At 58.6% G+C, this 14662-nt stretch carries 15 protein-coding genes; 9 read left to right on the forward strand and 6 right to left on the reverse strand.

The window, feature by feature from the left end:
- Positions 1–59: 59 nt before the first annotated feature.
- Genes N1030_RS12815 through N1030_RS12840 form a run of 7 tightly spaced genes read left to right on the forward strand, consistent with a single transcriptional unit; the run spans position 60 to position 7976 of the window.
- Complete coding sequence (locus N1030_RS12815) at positions 60–1385, forward strand: (Fe-S)-binding protein (protein WP_265825867.1); 1326 nt, start codon at positions 60–62, stop codon at positions 1383–1385.
- A gap of 47 nt (positions 1386–1432) precedes the next feature.
- Entirely contained in the window at positions 1433–1657 is a 225-nt protein-coding gene (locus tag N1030_RS17740; RefSeq protein WP_476728709.1) for an FAD-dependent oxidoreductase, read from the forward strand.
- A 36-nt stretch (positions 1658–1693) separates the two neighbouring features.
- Entirely contained in the window at positions 1694–4504 is a 2811-nt protein-coding gene (locus N1030_RS12820; protein ID WP_476728710.1) for a 4Fe-4S binding protein, read from the forward strand.
- A 27-nt stretch (positions 4505–4531) separates the two neighbouring features.
- Positions 4532–5080, forward strand: a complete 549-nt coding sequence (locus tag N1030_RS12825; protein ID WP_476728711.1) for a hydrogenase iron-sulfur subunit — start codon at positions 4532–4534, stop codon at positions 5078–5080.
- Entirely contained in the window at positions 5077–6057 is a 981-nt protein-coding gene (locus N1030_RS12830) for a coenzyme F420 hydrogenase/dehydrogenase beta subunit N-terminal domain-containing protein (protein WP_265825868.1), read from the forward strand. Before N1030_RS12825 ends, N1030_RS12830 begins: the two co-directional genes overlap by 4 nt.
- Before the next feature lie 9 nt (positions 6058–6066).
- A complete protein-coding gene (locus N1030_RS12835) occupies positions 6067–7134 on the forward strand; it encodes a 4Fe-4S dicluster domain-containing protein (RefSeq protein ID WP_265825869.1) in 1068 nt (355 codons plus the stop codon).
- A 2-nt stretch (positions 7135–7136) separates the two neighbouring features.
- The gene (locus N1030_RS12840) at positions 7137–7976 is read left to right on the forward strand and encodes an FAD/NAD(P)-binding protein (protein WP_265825870.1); all 840 of its coding nucleotides are present in this window, start codon (positions 7137–7139) and stop codon (positions 7974–7976) included.
- A 95-nt stretch (positions 7977–8071) separates the two neighbouring features.
- Here N1030_RS12840 and N1030_RS12845 read toward each other — a convergent pair whose 3' ends face one another.
- Both N1030_RS12845 and N1030_RS12850 read right to left on the reverse strand, forming a co-directional pair.
- Positions 8072–8635, reverse strand: a complete 564-nt coding sequence (locus N1030_RS12845) for a hypothetical protein (RefSeq protein ID WP_265825871.1) — start codon at positions 8633–8635, stop codon at positions 8072–8074.
- Positions 8635–9030 carry a hypothetical protein gene (locus N1030_RS12850; protein WP_265825872.1) on the reverse strand — a complete coding sequence of 132 codons (396 nt, stop codon included), beginning with the start codon at positions 9028–9030 and terminating at the stop codon, positions 8635–8637. The genes N1030_RS12845 and N1030_RS12850 overlap by 1 nt, the downstream gene beginning before the upstream one ends.
- Positions 9031–9416: 386 nt before the next feature.
- Between N1030_RS12850 and N1030_RS12855 the strand changes: the two genes are divergently transcribed.
- The gene (locus N1030_RS12855) at positions 9417–9650 is read left to right on the forward strand and encodes a hypothetical protein (RefSeq protein WP_265825873.1); all 234 of its coding nucleotides are present in this window, start codon (positions 9417–9419) and stop codon (positions 9648–9650) included.
- A gap of 132 nt (positions 9651–9782) precedes the next feature.
- Here the strand turns inward: N1030_RS12855 and N1030_RS12860 are convergent, their stop codons facing one another.
- From N1030_RS12860 to N1030_RS12875, 4 genes are all read right to left on the reverse strand, one after another.
- Positions 9783–10550: an exodeoxyribonuclease III gene (locus N1030_RS12860; protein ID WP_265825874.1), complete on the reverse strand. Its 768-nt coding sequence runs from the start codon at positions 10548–10550 to the stop codon at positions 9783–9785.
- 2 nt (positions 10551–10552) lie between these two features.
- Positions 10553–10969 carry a bacteriohemerythrin gene (locus tag N1030_RS12865; protein ID WP_265825875.1) on the reverse strand — a complete coding sequence of 139 codons (417 nt, stop codon included), beginning with the start codon at positions 10967–10969 and terminating at the stop codon, positions 10553–10555.
- 107 nt (positions 10970–11076) lie between these two features.
- Positions 11077–12780 carry a LytS/YhcK type 5TM receptor domain-containing protein gene (locus N1030_RS12870; protein WP_265825876.1) on the reverse strand — a complete coding sequence of 568 codons (1704 nt, stop codon included), beginning with the start codon at positions 12778–12780 and terminating at the stop codon, positions 11077–11079.
- 44 nt (positions 12781–12824) lie between these two features.
- Positions 12825–13610: a LytR/AlgR family response regulator transcription factor gene (locus tag N1030_RS12875; RefSeq protein ID WP_265825877.1), complete on the reverse strand. Its 786-nt coding sequence runs from the start codon at positions 13608–13610 to the stop codon at positions 12825–12827.
- Between the two features lie 164 nt (positions 13611–13774).
- Between N1030_RS12875 and N1030_RS12880 the strand changes: the two genes are divergently transcribed.
- Positions 13775–14581, forward strand: coding sequence for a DsbA family protein (locus N1030_RS12880; protein ID WP_265825878.1), 807 nt, complete (start codon positions 13775–13777; stop codon positions 14579–14581).
- Positions 14582–14662: the final 81 nt, after the last annotated feature.

Genomic DNA, 14662 nt, shown 5'->3' on the forward strand with positions numbered 1-14662 from the left:
GTTTCCATTCAGTTTATTTATGAAAAAGCGGCCAATACGCCGCTCCGGAGAAGTCAACTATGCCCGATACCCCCGCACACGAGCCCAAGAAGCTGCCCCGGCAGTCAGGCTCAACCTTCAAGGACAAGGTAGCGGAACTCCTGCCCGAGGGCGGAAACCTTAACCTGTGCCTCACCTGTGGCGCCTGTTCCGCGGGATGCCCCGCCACGGGTCTGGAAGGCATGGACCCCAGAAAGTTCCTGCGTATGGCCGCTCTCGGCATGGATGAGGAACTGACCACCACCCCGTGGGTATGGATGTGCACCATGTGCACCCGCTGTGTGCATGTTTGCCCCATGCGCATCAACATTCCCCAACTTGTGTATCAGGCCCGCAAAAGCTGGCCCGAGGACAAGAAGCCTCGCGGCATCGTGAACTCCTGCCATCAGGCCCTGAAGACCGAAGGCTTCAGCGCCATGGGCGCAAGCTCCGAAGACTTCCGCTTCGTGGTGGAAGACATGGTGGAGGAAGTGCGCGAATCACAGCCCGGTCAGGAAAACCTTGAAGCGCCCGTGGACAAGCATGGTGCCGAGTACTTCCTGAACCAGAACTCCCGCGAGCCGGTGACCGAACCCGATGAAATGGTTCCGCTCTGGAAGATCCTGAACAAGGCCGGATGCGACTGGACCTACGGCTCCGTCGGCTGGGCGGCAGAAAACTACTGCCTCTTTGCTGCGGACGACGAAAACTGGGAACGGATTGTCCGGACCAAGATCAAGGCAGTGGAGGATCTTGGCTGCAAGTACTGGCTGAACACGGAGTGAGGCCACGAACTTTACGCAGTCCGGTTCGGATTGCAGAAATTCAACATCAAGACCGACGTCCAGATCGAATCCATCATCCGTCTCTACGCAAAGTGGGTACGCGAGGGCAAACTGCCCGTGAATTCCGACTGGAACAAGGATGGCATCAAGTTCACCGTGCAGGACCCCTGCCAGCTGGTCCGCAAGACCTATGGCGATCCTGTTGCGGATGACTTGCGATATGTGGTGAAGGCCGTTGTAGGTGAAGAAAACTTCATCGACATGTGGCCCAACAAGTCCAACAACTATTGTTGCGGCGGCGGTGGCGGTTTCCTCCAGTCCGGCTTCCCGGACGCGCGCCGGTACTACGGCAAGCGCAAGGATGAGCAGATAAAGAATACCGGTGCGCCGTATGTAATCGCACCCTGCCACAACTGCCACTCACAGATTCACGATCTCTCCGAATACTATGGCGGCGGGTACCACGTGGTGCACCTGTGGACCCTCATTGCGCTTTCGCTGGGCATGCTCGGTGAAAACGAACGCGAGTATCTCGGTGCAGATCTGTGCGACTGCGGTATGTGCAGCATGGATGACGAATAACGTTCCGCCGTCCGGAAAACGGCGGAAGGCACACCAGAGAGGAAGCTATGAACGCAGCGACCACGTCGAAACTGTCTGATGCCCCTCCCGGTACTTCCGGCCCTTCCCAAGGTGCCGTTATGGTGGTTGGTGGCGGTATTGCTGGCATGCAATCCGCCATTGACCTCGCCAATTCGGGATTCAAGGTATATCTGGTTGAAAACAAGTCCGGCATCGGCGGGGTCATGGCCCAGCTGGCCAAAACCTACCCAACAAACGACTGCGCACTCTGAATACTCTCACCCAAGTTGGTAGAGTGCGGTCGGCACTTGAACATCGAACTCCTGCCCCTCACCGAGGTGCAGAAGGTGGAAGGCGAAGAAGGCAACTTCACGGTGCACCTGCGTCAGGCTCCGCGATTCATTGATCCGGAAAAATGCATAGCCTGCGGCGAGTGTTCCAGAAAATGCCCCAAGAAGATTTCCAACCCCTTCAACGCCGGTCTGGACACACGCAAATCTGTCCACATCATCTACGACCAGACCGTCCCCCTGAAGTACGCCATTGACGAGGAAAGCTGCATCTACCTGCAAAAGGGCAAATGCGGTGCCTGCGCCAAGATCTGTCCCGCCGATGCGGTGAACTTCAATGACAAGCCCCGCGAGTTCAGCGTGAACGTGGGTTCCGTGGTGCTCGCCCCCGGCATCAAGACCTTCGACCCCACGTCCTTTGACAGCTACGCCTATTCCCGCATTCCGGACGTCATCACCAGTCTGGAATACGAACGCCTCCTTTCCGCATCCGGCCCCTGTCAGGGCCATGTGCTGCGCCCCTCAGACAGCACGGAACCCAAGCGCATAGCATGGCTGCAGTGCGTGGGTTCACGCGGCAACAACAAATGCGACAACGACTACTGTTCCAACGTCTGCTGCATGTACGCGCTCAAGCAGGCGCTGGTCACGGCGGACCACGCCCACGGCGAGGGCCACGATCAGGCCATCTTCTTCATGGACGTGCGCGCCCATAACAAGAGCTTTGAACAGTATTACAATCAGGCCATGCACAAGGGCGTGCGCATCCTGCGTGCCCGCCCCCACTCCTTCCTGCCCGGCGAGGGCAACAAGGGCGTGCGGGTGGAATACGTGGGCGAAGCGGGCGATCCGCACTCGGAACACTTCGACATGGTCGTGCTCTCCGTGGCGCTTGAAGCCCCTGCGGAGGCAAAGAAGCTCGCGGAAACCTTCTCCATTGATCTGGACAAGTGGAACTTCGCGGACACCGACCCCTTCGACCCCGTGCGCACCTCGCGCAAGGGCGTGTACGTCTGCGGCGGGTTCCAGGAACCCAAGGACATTCCCCGCTCGGTCATGGAAGCCAGCGCCGCAGCCAGCGCCGCCACGGCCTCACTCGCACCGGCGCGCGGCACCCGCACCGTGGACCGACAGGTGCCGGAAGCCATCAACGTGTTCGGCGAAGCGCCCCGCATAGGCGTGTTCGTCTGCGCCTGCGGTATCAACATCTCCAGCGTCATCGACGTGCATGGGGTTGCCGACTATGCCCGCACCCTGCCCGGCGTGGTGCATGTGGAAAACAACATGTTCTCCTGTTCGCAGGACACGCAGGTGGCCATTGCGGAAGTCATCCGCAAACACAACCTCAACCGCGTTGTGGTTGCGGCCTGCACGCCCCGCACGCACGAACCGCTGTTCCGCGAAACGCTGGAAGCGGCCGGTCTGAACAAATACCTCTTCGCCATGGCGAACATCCGCAACCACGGTTCGTGGGTACACGCCACCGATCCGGAAGGCGCCACCCGCAAGGCCAAGGATCAGGTCCGCATGGCCGTGGCCAGCGCCCGCCATCTTGCCCCGCTCAAGGAAGTGACGCTCGGCGTCACCCCCTCTGCCCTCGTGGTAGGCGGCGGCGTCTCCGGCATGACCGCCGCGCTGGGCATCGCCGAACAGGGCTTTGAGGTGCATCTGGTGGAAAAGGAAGCGGAACTCGGCGGCAACGCCCGCAAACTGCGCGTGGCGCAGGGCCGTTTCGCGGTAGCTCCCTACCTTGACGAGCTTGAAAAGAAGGTACGCGCACACGACCGCATCTCCCTGCATACGCAGACCGCCATTGAGGATGTGGACGGCTTTGTGGGCAACTTTGTCACCCGCCTGAAGGAAAACGGCGCGGAACAGGAAATCCGACATGGCGCCGTGGTGCTGGCCACCGGCGGCGTGGGCCACAAGCCTGAAGGTCGCTACGGTTTCGGCTCGCACCCCATGATCATGACGCACCAGCAGATAGACGCCGGATTCATGGATGGTTCCATCAAGCCGGAAGCCCTGCAAAGCGTGGTGTTCATCCAGTGCGTCGGCTCCCGCGAGCCGGAACGCCCGTACTGTTCGCGCGTGTGCTGCACGCACACCGTGGAAAGCGCCCTGCACATCAAGCGCGCCAATCCCGACGCCCGCGTGACCGTGCTCTACCGCGACATGCGCACCTACGGCCAGCGCGAGCTGCTCTACAAGGAAGCCCGCGCCGCAGGCGTCATCTTCTCCCGCTTCCGCCTGAGCGAACGCCCCCGGGTGAGCGTGGTTGACGGCGTAATCAACGTGACCTTCAAGGATCATGTCCTTCAGGAAGAGCTGACCGTGGAAGCCGACATGCTGGGTCTTGCCTCGGCCATTGTCGCGCCGGACGTGAACGATCTGGCGCAGATGGTCAAGGCCACCCTCAGCGACGAAGGCTGGTACGTGGAAGCCCACTCCAAGCTGCGCCCCGTGGACTTTGTCACGGACGGCGTGTTCATGGCCGGTCTGGGGCACTATCCCAAGCCGCTTGAAGAATCCGTGACACAGGCGCGTGCCGCCGTCTCGCGCGTTGCCACCGTGCTCAGCCGCACGGAGATGACGCTGGCGGGCACCGTGGCCACCATCAACAAGGCCAAGTGCGTCGGTTGCGCGGTGTGCTGGAATGTATGCCCGTACAACGCCATCAGCCCCGACGAGAAGGGGTTCGCCGAAGTGAACGAGGCACTCTGCAAGGGTTGCGGCTTATGCGCCGCGGCCTGCCGTTCCGGCGCGCCGGATCTTCGCGGCTTCACCACCAGCGACATCATGGCGCAGGTTTCCGCCATGCTCGGTTAGCCACGAGCTGACGCAAGGAGAGTTTGCATGAAAGAGTTGGAACTGTACGAACCCCGCATCGTGGCATTCTTCTGTCACTGGTGCTCCTACGGTGCAGCCGACCTCGCAGGCGTGAGCCGCATGGAGTATCCCGCAAGCTTCCGCGCCGTGCGCATTCCCTGCACGGGCCGCATGAGCCCCAAGTTCATCCTCCATGCCCTGCGCCAGGGCGCGGACGGCATATGGGTTTCCGGCTGCCACCCCGGCGACTGCCACTACGGCACCGGCAACTACCATTCCCGCCGCAGGCTTGAGCTGTTCAAGAACATGCTGGAATACATCGGCATCGAAAAGGACCGCATCCACTTCTCGTGGATATCCTCCGCAGAGGCCGAAAAATTCCAGCAGATGGCCATCAGCGTTGTGGAATCCGTGCGCAAGCTCGGCCCCAACACCAAGCTGGTCAAGGACCTGTGCAACGACTGCATACCGCCCGTTCCCACCTGCAACTACATGAACGAGTGCTACGAAGATCTTGAAGCAATCGCGGAAGCAGGGGGCCTCAACAAGCCGATCGGCGGGAGGGACGCAATATGATGCCCGCACGCACCGAAGCAATCCGCGCGGCCGCCCGCAGGCTTCTCGAAGCAGGCAGGGTGGACGCGGTTATCGGCTACACGCAGGGCACCATTCCCCTGCGCGCCCAGCCCTTCATCGCCTACACGCCGGAAGAATGCGACAAGCTCATCTGGAGCAGCTTCTGCGGCGGCAACCTCGCCTCCATCGCCTCCGGTCGCACCGACCGCGTGGCCGTGGTGGCGCAGGGCTGCGTTTCGCGCAACCTGAACGGGCTGGTGCACGAAAAGCGCATCAAGCGCGAAAACCTCTACATCATCGGCGTGCCCTGCCTCGGCATGCTGGACCAGCGCAAGGTTGAGGCCAAGCTCATGGGCCGCAACATAGAGACGCTGAAAAGCGACCCCGAGGAAGATCTGGGCGGTATCGTCATAACCGGCTGCAACTCCACGCGCGAATGCTTCGTGGAGTTCATCAAGCGCCGCGACGTTAAGCGCGACAACTGCTACACCTGCATGCACCGCAACCCAGTGGGTGCGGACGAAGTGGTGGCTGAACCCGTTTCCGAAACCGCAGGCGGCGATATAGATGCCGTGGCCGCCCCCTGGGCACGCTTTGACGCCGACCGCCGCTGGGACGAGTTCACCAAGAACTTCGAGGACTGCATCCGCTGTCACGCTTGCCGCGATGTCTGCCCGCTGTGCTACTGCACCACCTGCTTCGTGGACGAATCCAATCCCCAGTGGTGCGGCAAGACGCAGGACCCGGCAGACGTGCAGACCTTCCACATCCTGCGCGCCTTCCACTGCGCCGGACGCTGCACCGACTGCGGTGCCTGCGAAACGGCCTGCCCGCAAGGCATCAAGATGCGCCGTCTGACCAGCATGCTGGAGAAGGACGTGCGCGCCAAGTGGGGCCACGAACCGGGTATGGATTGCGACACCAAGCCGCCCCTTTCCACCTACAGGCCGGACGACCCGGAAGACCACTTCAAGTAGGAGGCCGCCGTGCAATACAAGATACTGAGCAAGGACAGCCTCGCCGGATTTGTCGAGGCGCTGAGCAAGGAATATACGGTCTACGCCCCCAAGCGGGACAAGAAGGTGCCCAACAAGATGGTCTGGAAGGTGCTGGAAGCGGACGAGACGCCCACCTTCGAGTTCGTCAACACCGAGATGTCGCCCAAGGACTTCGTGTTCCCGCAGAGCGAGTGCATGATGCGCTTCAAGGCCGAGGGCAAAGAGGCCATGGTGCTCAAGCCCGTGGAGATGGACACGGAGCGGCGGGTGCTGCTGAACGTGCGCCCCTGCGACGCCAAGGGTCTCTCCTTCATGGACATGATCTTCTGTCAGGACGAGCAGACCAACGACGTATACTGGCGCGACAAGCGCGAGCGCACCGTCATGATCGGCCTCGCCTGCAACAACCCGTGTCCCAGCTGCTTCTGCCTTGAGGCCAACTGCGGCCCGCACCATGAGGCCGGACTGGACATCCTGATGGTGGACCTTGGCGTGAATCTGCTCGTCAAGCCGCTCACCGAACGCGGCAAGAGCATTGCCGCCTCGCTGCCCGACGCCGAAGCCGGTGAACCGGAGCGCGCGGCGATCATAAAGCGCCATGCCGAAGACGCCATGAAAAAGACCTTCAGCACAGAGCGCGTGGAGCAGCGCAGCCTGATGGAGCTGTACAACCTGCCCTACTGGGAACGGGTGTGCGAGACCTGCATCAACTGCGGCACCTGCACCTTTGTCTGCCCCACCTGCCACTGCTTCGACATTCAGGACGAAATGCCCGCCAACGGGGACACCGGACGCCGCGTGCGCAACTGGGACTACTGCATGGCCCCGCTGTTCACCCTGCACACCTCGGGGCACAACCCCAGAGGCAAGAAGGTGGCCCGCGTACGCCAGCGCTTCATGCACAAGTACAAATACATCCCCATGAAGCGTGGCGGCGAGGTGGGCTGCGTGGGCTGTGGACGCTGCGTGCGCCTGTGCCCCGTGAACATCGACATCCGCGACGTGATCAACGCCATGAATGCCCCTGACGCCACGGCAGAAGGGCGGGAGGTGTAGCCATGCTGAATCCCTATCTGCCCTACCCCGTGCGCATCTCGGATGTGCGCGTGGAGACCGAGGACAAGACCCTGCGGACCTTCGAGTTCGAGTTTCTGCATGAAAAGGACGCCAAGGCCTTTGCATACCATCCCGGCCAGTTTGCGGAGCTTTCCATCCCCGGGGTTGGTGAGAGTCCCATCGGCATCGCTTCGAGCCCCACAGAGGGAAATAAGCTGCTTTTCACGGTATTCCGTGCGGGCAGCGTAACGAGCAAGCTGCACGGCATGAAGGTGGGCGACGTCATGGGCGTGCGCGGCCCCATGGGCAACTGGTATCCGCTCGACCAGAACGAGGGCAAGAACCTCGTCATCATCGCCGGCGGCTATGCCGTTACCACCCTGCGTTCGACCATGGTGTGGCTGCAGGACCCCAAGAACCGTTCCCGCTTCGGCGAGATCGACTTCATCTACGGTGCCCGCACCCCCGGCATGTTGCTGTATCGTGACGAGATGGAGGCATGGCAGAACAAGGGTGGCGTGCGTTGCCACGTTACCGTGGACCGCGAGTTCCCCGACTGGAACGGCCTTACCGGCTTTGTGCCCGCCGTGGTGGAACGCCTCGCCCCCAAGCCGGACAACGCCATAGCCCTTGTCTGCGGCCCGCCCGTGATGATCAAGTTCACCCAGCCCGTGCTGGATAAATGCGGCTGGAAGAGCGACCAGATTTTCCTGTCGCTGGAAAACCGCATGAAGTGTGGCATAGGCATCTGCGGCCGCTGCAATGTGGGGCATCAATACGTCTGCAAGGACGGCCCCGTGTTCAGCAAGGCCGAGCTGGATGAGTTGCCGGTGGAGTATTAGCGGCGAAAGCCGAAAGGCTTAACGAGATGAAATGAAAACGGGCAGGTGAAAACCTGCCCGTTTTATTATACAACAGACTACAATCAAGTTAACTTTTATTGGGAGATCAATAGCTCAAGAATTTCTTTAAGAGGCTTGGCAACCTTTTCAGAACTTTTACAAAACAGAGGAACAACATTAATCTTTAGATCCTCTATATCTCTATGCAATTGATTCGACACACCAACCTTATCGTCAACGATTATTAAAACAAGTACGTCAATCCTATTTGTTTCTATAATATGTAAATATTTTTCTAGAATATTCCGACCTAAATTAGCCGAACTTCCCTTGATTTCAATAGCTATTGACTTACTAACTCCTCTTAATTCAAAATCAAAACTATTATCCAATAACAACCCACACCCATAGTCCTCAGCAAACTTAGCAACAAGTGAATTTACCGCTTCTGACATCGATATAGCTCTTGAAATTCTAACTGTTAAATCAGATGCACTGATCTCTTTATCAACATGCAGACTGTGCTTCTTACCCTTATCATCTAGAATCAACAATTCACTTGTCTTATCATCATATGAAAATGATATAATTTTTTTTACTAACTCAACAGCGACAGGGAACAAAAGCCCTATTAACAAAATTCTGAGCAGCTCACCCATCACAACTTACCTTTTACGTAAGACATTACAAGACTAATCATATATACAACCATACCAATCACCTGATGAGCTGGAAAACTAAAAAAAGCTGGCCCTATAAGCTTTATAGACAAGTAGCAAGCCGAACTCCATGCAAACAGAGACACTAATATAAAAAACCAAACAAAAGGTATAAAATGCATATCCTTTTTTGTTGTCACAAAAACATCATTACGTCCTTCGATTGGTATCTTAAGCTCTTTTGGCTGCACAAGAGGTAACAAAAAGGTAAGCCCGGCAGCAGATAGAGTTGGCCCTATAAACCCTCCAGAATCAACATCAAGCGCACTCCGAAGCCCCCACTCGAACAGAAGCAACGTCAACGGAAACAAATAAATAAGAATTTTATACCACAAAGCAATTACTCCCCACTGCGGACATAACGAATAGCAATTATTGCATAAGCCTTTTTGCTGTTATTTTAACCAGACGCCTTTTGTCAACAGACCAATAGCAAGGAGGACTAGGTAATGATCCAAATCATCCTTTGGCTGACTTTTTCAAACTTTCTTTCCTCCCCCCTTTACAAAACAGGATTGAGCGCTCAACTTATATCCAACGACGAAGAACCAGAGCGACAACGGTTCATCAGGGGATGTAAACATCCCTACGGGAAACCTCCAGACTCCATCTGAAGCAGTCCTCCGCTCAACGCTCCGCGCTCCTCGCTGAAACGGTTACGGCTCGCACGGCAACAGCCCTGCAATCTGTCTCTCAACATTCAGACGATGAGGATGCCATCATGAACAACAACGTTCAGAACTCCCCCTCCTTTGCGTCCGCGCTGGACGCATTCGGCAACGGCCTTCACCACGCACATGCAGACAACGCACACGCTCCGCAGCCTGCCTTTGCTTCCGCACTGGATGCCTTCGGTTCCGGCTTGCACATCAGCCACTCGGCCCCGCCTTATGCGCAGCGCGCACGCAAGGCAGGCCAGCATGCCTGCGATCTGAACGGGCTCTGCTACTACTAGAATCAACCACTCTGCCCCTCGACCTCACTACTACGTAACTACGGCTGGAACATAAAAAACCGCACCGGATGCTCAGCGGCTTCCGGTGCGGTTTTCGTTTTGAAATGCAAATCAGCTGCGACGCAAGCGCCGCTAGATATCCAGATCAAGCCATACAGGACAATGGTCCGAACCCTGCTGGTCCATCTCTATCCATGCATCGCGCACAGCGCCATCCAGCTCATTGGACACGAAGAAATAGTCTATGCGCCAGCCCACGTTCTTTTCACGGGCCTTGAACCGGAACGACCACCACGAATACATGTCGGCTTCGCCGGGATGCTTGAGGCGGAAGGTATCCGTGTAGCCGTGGGCCACGAGCTTATCCATCCATGCCCGTTCAATGGGCAGAAAACCGGACGTGTTCTCGTTCTGCTTGGGGCGGGCAAGGTCTATGGGGTGATGCGCCGTATTGAAGTCGCCGCACACCACAATGGGCTTGGCCTTGCGCAGCGCCTCCGCATGCTCGAGAAAGGCGTCGTAGAAGCCGAGCTTGTATTGCAGGCGGTCTTCGCCGGACTGGCCGTTGGGGAAATAGATATTGAAGTAGTGGAAGCGTTCGAATTCCAGATGAATGACACGCCCTTCGCCGCGATAGTCCGCATGCGGCAGGTCATAGTTCACGGCCAGCGGCTCGATGCGGGAAAACACCGCCGTGCCGGAGTAGCCCTTCTTCACCTCGGCGGCATGCCAGTAGCTGTGAAATCCTTCAGGATTCCTGACGGCTTCCTCAACCTGTTCAGGCGTTGCCTTGGTTTCCTGCAGGCCTACGACATCGGCACCGCAGGTATCGAACCAGCTCCATTCGGGCTTCTTGCTCACGGCACGAACCCCGTTCACGTTCCAGGAGACCAACCGCATTCCTACACCGCTCCCTCATGAGCCTTGCAATAGACTCCGTAATCTTTGTCCAAGCGCATTATGTGCTCCGTAAGCCACGATTGCAGGAAGTGGAACATCTCCATGGGCAGCATGCCCGAGGAATGCCCCTCTTCCAGCACCAGCATGAAATCGCGGATTCGCTCCATGAAACGGATGTGTTCCTGCTGGTGTTCCGCAAGACCGGGGTACCCGCAGCTCCGCATCAACGCCTCCTCATCCTCGAAGTGAGACTGGGCGTATTCCATAAGCTCCATGCCGACCAGCGCCATGGATGCCCAGGCTCCCCCTTGGGCGACCGCGTTGAACAATTCATTGATGATTTCCAGCATCTTCTTGTGCTGGGCGTCCAATTCCTCATAGCCCACACTCAGGCTGTCGGACCATTCGATATACGACATCGCACCACCGTCGTAAGCAATTTCAGAGTGAGCCCCCGCCCATCATACCGACCCGCACGGTATCAACCTATAAAAACAAGAGATTGTACCTTACAGCACCTGTGCAGTTACTGCAACACGGGCGCTCTGGGTATGCGGAAGAGCACCTGCGTTCCCTGCCCCGGCAGGCTGTCGATCTGCAGGCCGTAATCCGGCCCGAACATCTGCGCCAGACGCTGATGGCAGTTCATCACGCCGATGCCTTCGGAAGCGGATTCCACAGCCCGCGGCGTGAACAGGTGTTGCACCTGCTCCGGCGGCATGCCCACCCCGTTGTCCTGCACGGCCACGCAGAGTTCATCACCCTCGCGCGAGATGGCCAGCTTGATCAGGCCCCCTTCCTCGCGGCGGGCAATGCCATGCTTCACGCCGTTTTCCACTATGGGTTGGATCAGAAGCGGCGGCACGGGCCAGCTTTCGCAACCGGGAGCCACGTCCATCTGCACGCGAATACGGTCGCCGAAGCGCGCCTGCTCGATGGCGAGGTACGACTGCACCTGCTCCAGTTCATCGGAAAGCGGAATGAACCCGCGGCTGGAATCAAGGTTGCGGCGCATGTAGCGCGAGAGGTCCAGCAGAAGCTCGCGCGCCTTGTCCGAGTTGGTGCGGCAGAAGGCCGCAATGGTGTTCAACGAGTTGAACAGGAAGTGCGGATTGATCTGGGCTTGCAGACGGCGGATCTCCGCATGGGCGAGCATGCGGGTCTGCAGATGCAGGTCTTCCAGCTCCAGCTGCGTGGAGAAGAGGCTTGCCAGCCCCTTGGCAAGCTCGAAGCGTATGCGGTCCAGCGGATCATCCTTGGAACCGTAGAACTTGAGCGTTCCCACAATGCGGTCGCGCTTGCGCAGCGGCACCACGATGCCGGAATACAGCGGGCATGACTTGAATTCGCAGCCGATGTCCTCCGGCCCGCTCAGAAAAAGAGGTTCGCCCGTTTCCAGAACGCGGCGCGTGCCGAGGGTGCTGATGTCGCACCCGACGGTATGATGGTCGCCGCCGATGCCGATATGGGCCAGCACGGTGGTGTCATCCGTGATGGACACGGCGGAAACGGGAATACGGTCATAGATGATGCGCGCGGTTTCGCGTGCGGAGTCCGCGTTCAGGCCGCCACGCAAATGCGCCACGGACTGGTTGGCAATGGAAAGGATCTGCTCCGCCATGTCCGAGTCGCGCTTTTCACGGTCCTTGAAGACAAGGCTGATGACCTGCACAAAGAGCACCGCGCCCAGCGAGTTGACCACAACCATGGGCATGCCGATGATCTTGACCAGATGCAGGGCGTCCTCAAAGGGACGCGAGAGCAGAAGCACCAGCCCCATATGCAGGGTTTCGCCCAGAATGCCGATTGCGGCGGCGGCGCGCCAGTCCAGACCGTCGCCCAGCTTGCGGGCCACAAGACCGGCCACAAGACCCTCTATAAAGGTGGCAAGGCCGCATGGCAGGGCCGAAAAACCGCCAAGATCGATGAGGTTTCTGTGCAGGCCCGCAATAAGCCCCGCACCGGCGCCGACAACGGGACCGCCGAACAGCCCGCCCGTAATGACGGCCATGGCGCGCAGGTTGGCAACGGACTGATGGATGTCGTTGCCGCTGTAGGTGCCCAGAATGCCGAAGATGCCGAAAAAGGCCATATAAAAGACGGTCTGCACCGATGAGGTGTGCTTGCCGCCAAAACGCTCCAACGGGCGCAGCGAAAGCAGCAGAAACGCCGCCGCCACAATAAGCCCGAACCGCTCAATGAGCACACGGAGCAAGACTTCTGTCGTCATGTTGAATCCTGATTGGTGATACGCAGAGAACGCGCTTTTGCCGCCTACAGTCCGAGGCGGTCCTTGAAATCCTTAACCCTGCTGCGGTTGACCACGATTTCCGTGCCCACGGCGTCGTCCATGATAACGGTGTACTTGCCGTTAAACCATGGAGCGAACTCCCTGACCTTGGCAAGATTCACCAGATCGGCCCTGTTGGCGCGGAAAAAGGCATGTGCGCCCAGCCGCTCTTCCAGTCTGCCGAGGTTGACCATGCCGTGGCCCAGATACTGTTCGTCGCGGGTGTGCACCCACACCTTCTTGTCGTCGGCACGGCAGAAATACACATCCTGCGGCTGCAGCAGCAGAACGCGCCCCCTGCTTTCCACGGAAATGCGGGTGAACGAATCGCGCTGCCCTATCCGTTCCAGCAGCTGCGTCAGTTCCATATGCGGCTTTTCACCGGCCTCCTGGGCCGTATCCCGCGCCAGACGCTGACGCACCTTGTCCAGTCCCTTGCGAACGCGCTGCTCTTCAAGCGGCTTCAGAATGTAGTCGATGGCGTTCTCTTCAAATGCACGAATGGCGTACTGGTCGAACGCGGTCGCAAAAATGACGAAGGGTGGGTCTTCCATATCCATGAGCTGCTCAACGACGGTAAACCCGTTGCCGCCCGGCATCTCTATATCCAGAAACACCAGATCGGGCTCATGTTCGTAAATAACCTCAAGCGCCTGCGTAGCGGAAGACGCGGTGGCAACCACCTCCACATCCTCCATGCGGGAAAGCATGTAGAGCCACTCGTCGCGTGCCGGCGGCTCGTCATCCACTATGATGCACCTGATTTTCATGCGCGGATGCTACCCTGCCATGTATGCGTTGTAAATAGGGGCTTCTTGCCAGCGCGCGCCCTTCGCGGTACAAGAACACCTCTCAGGATGCTCCACGCGCCGGACAATGCCGCTGCGGCATCACTACAACCGACAACACCATCCACCATAGGTTCGGAGGCTCCATGTTCCACAAGGCCCTGACAGCCGCATTGCTCATCTCCCTCTGCCTGTTCGCCGGAACCGCCAGCGCGGCAGACGCCACAACCACCAAGGATAACGAAGCGCTGAAACAGCAACTGGAAAGCATTCTGCGCGAAAATCCCGAAGTGCTCATGAACGTTCTGCGCGAAAACAGCGAAGAGCTGTTCATGATCATGCGCGAAGGCTCCCAGAAGGCTCAGCGCAAGGCCATTACCGCCCAGTGGAAAAACGACGTGGACGTGCCCAAGACCGTGAACCTGAAGAACCGTCTTGTACGCGGCGATGCGGACAGCCCCGTTACCATCGTGGCCTTTTCCGACTTCACCTGCCCCTACTGCGAGCAGGCCGCCTTTACCGTGAACACCATTCTCAAGCACTACGGCAAGACCGTGCGCTTCGTGTTCAAGAACTTCCCGCTTGCCAGCCACGAGCACGCCCGCACGGCTTCCGAATACTTCGTCGCCGCCGGCCTGCAGGACAAGGACAAGGCATGGAAGCTCTATGACGCCATCTTCGCCAACCGCGCCGTGCTCATCGCCGACGGTGAGCCCTTCCTCAAGGACACCGCCGCCTCCCTCGGGCTGGATGTAAAGCGTCTGGAAGCAGACGCCAAGAGCACCGCCGTGAAGGCCATCATTGATGAAGACACCAAGGAAGCACAGGACTTCGGATTCTCCGGAACCCCCTACTTCCTCGTGAACAACATCGTCATCCGCGGCGCGCTGCCCTTCGACCTTTTCAGCGAAGCCGTGGACCTTGCGCTGGATCACGCCAACAAGAAAAAATAGCACCAATCAAAAATGTAAGTCCTGCGTTTGCGGACGCAAGACAGCAGAAACGCACACGGGGCGGAAGGGTAATCCTTCCGC

Origin of the sequence: Desulfovibrio mangrovi (assembly GCF_026230175.1) — a bacterium.
GTDB lineage: Bacteria > Desulfobacterota > Desulfovibrionia > Desulfovibrionales > Desulfovibrionaceae > Halodesulfovibrio > Halodesulfovibrio mangrovi.

What these genes read in the sequence shown, in the direction of transcription:
- N1030_RS12840 (WP_265825870.1), top strand. Translation starts at nt 7,137, where the DNA reads ATGCTGAATCCCTATCTGCCCTACCCCGTGCGCATCTCGGATGTGCGC.
- N1030_RS12845 (WP_265825871.1), bottom strand. Translation starts at nt 8,635, where the DNA reads ATGGGTGAGCTGCTCAGAATTTTGTTAATAGGGCTTTTGTTCCCTGTC.
- N1030_RS12865 (WP_265825875.1), bottom strand. Translation starts at nt 10,969, where the DNA reads ATGTCGTATATCGAATGGTCCGACAGCCTGAGTGTGGGCTATGAGGAA.
- N1030_RS12875 (WP_265825877.1), bottom strand. Translation starts at nt 13,610, where the DNA reads ATGAAAATCAGGTGCATCATAGTGGATGACGAGCCGCCGGCACGCGAC.
- N1030_RS12870 (WP_265825876.1), bottom strand. Translation starts at nt 12,780, where the DNA reads ATGACGACAGAAGTCTTGCTCCGTGTGCTCATTGAGCGGTTCGGGCTT.
- N1030_RS12880 (WP_265825878.1), top strand. Translation starts at nt 13,775, where the DNA reads ATGTTCCACAAGGCCCTGACAGCCGCATTGCTCATCTCCCTCTGCCTG.
- N1030_RS12830 (WP_265825868.1), top strand. Translation starts at nt 5,077, where the DNA reads ATGATGCCCGCACGCACCGAAGCAATCCGCGCGGCCGCCCGCAGGCTT.
- N1030_RS17740 (WP_476728709.1), top strand. Translation starts at nt 1,433, where the DNA reads ATGAACGCAGCGACCACGTCGAAACTGTCTGATGCCCCTCCCGGTACT.
- N1030_RS12825 (WP_476728711.1), top strand. Translation starts at nt 4,532, where the DNA reads ATGAAAGAGTTGGAACTGTACGAACCCCGCATCGTGGCATTCTTCTGT.
- N1030_RS12860 (WP_265825874.1), bottom strand. Translation starts at nt 10,550, where the DNA reads ATGCGGTTGGTCTCCTGGAACGTGAACGGGGTTCGTGCCGTGAGCAAG.
- N1030_RS12855 (WP_265825873.1), top strand. Translation starts at nt 9,417, where the DNA reads ATGAACAACAACGTTCAGAACTCCCCCTCCTTTGCGTCCGCGCTGGAC.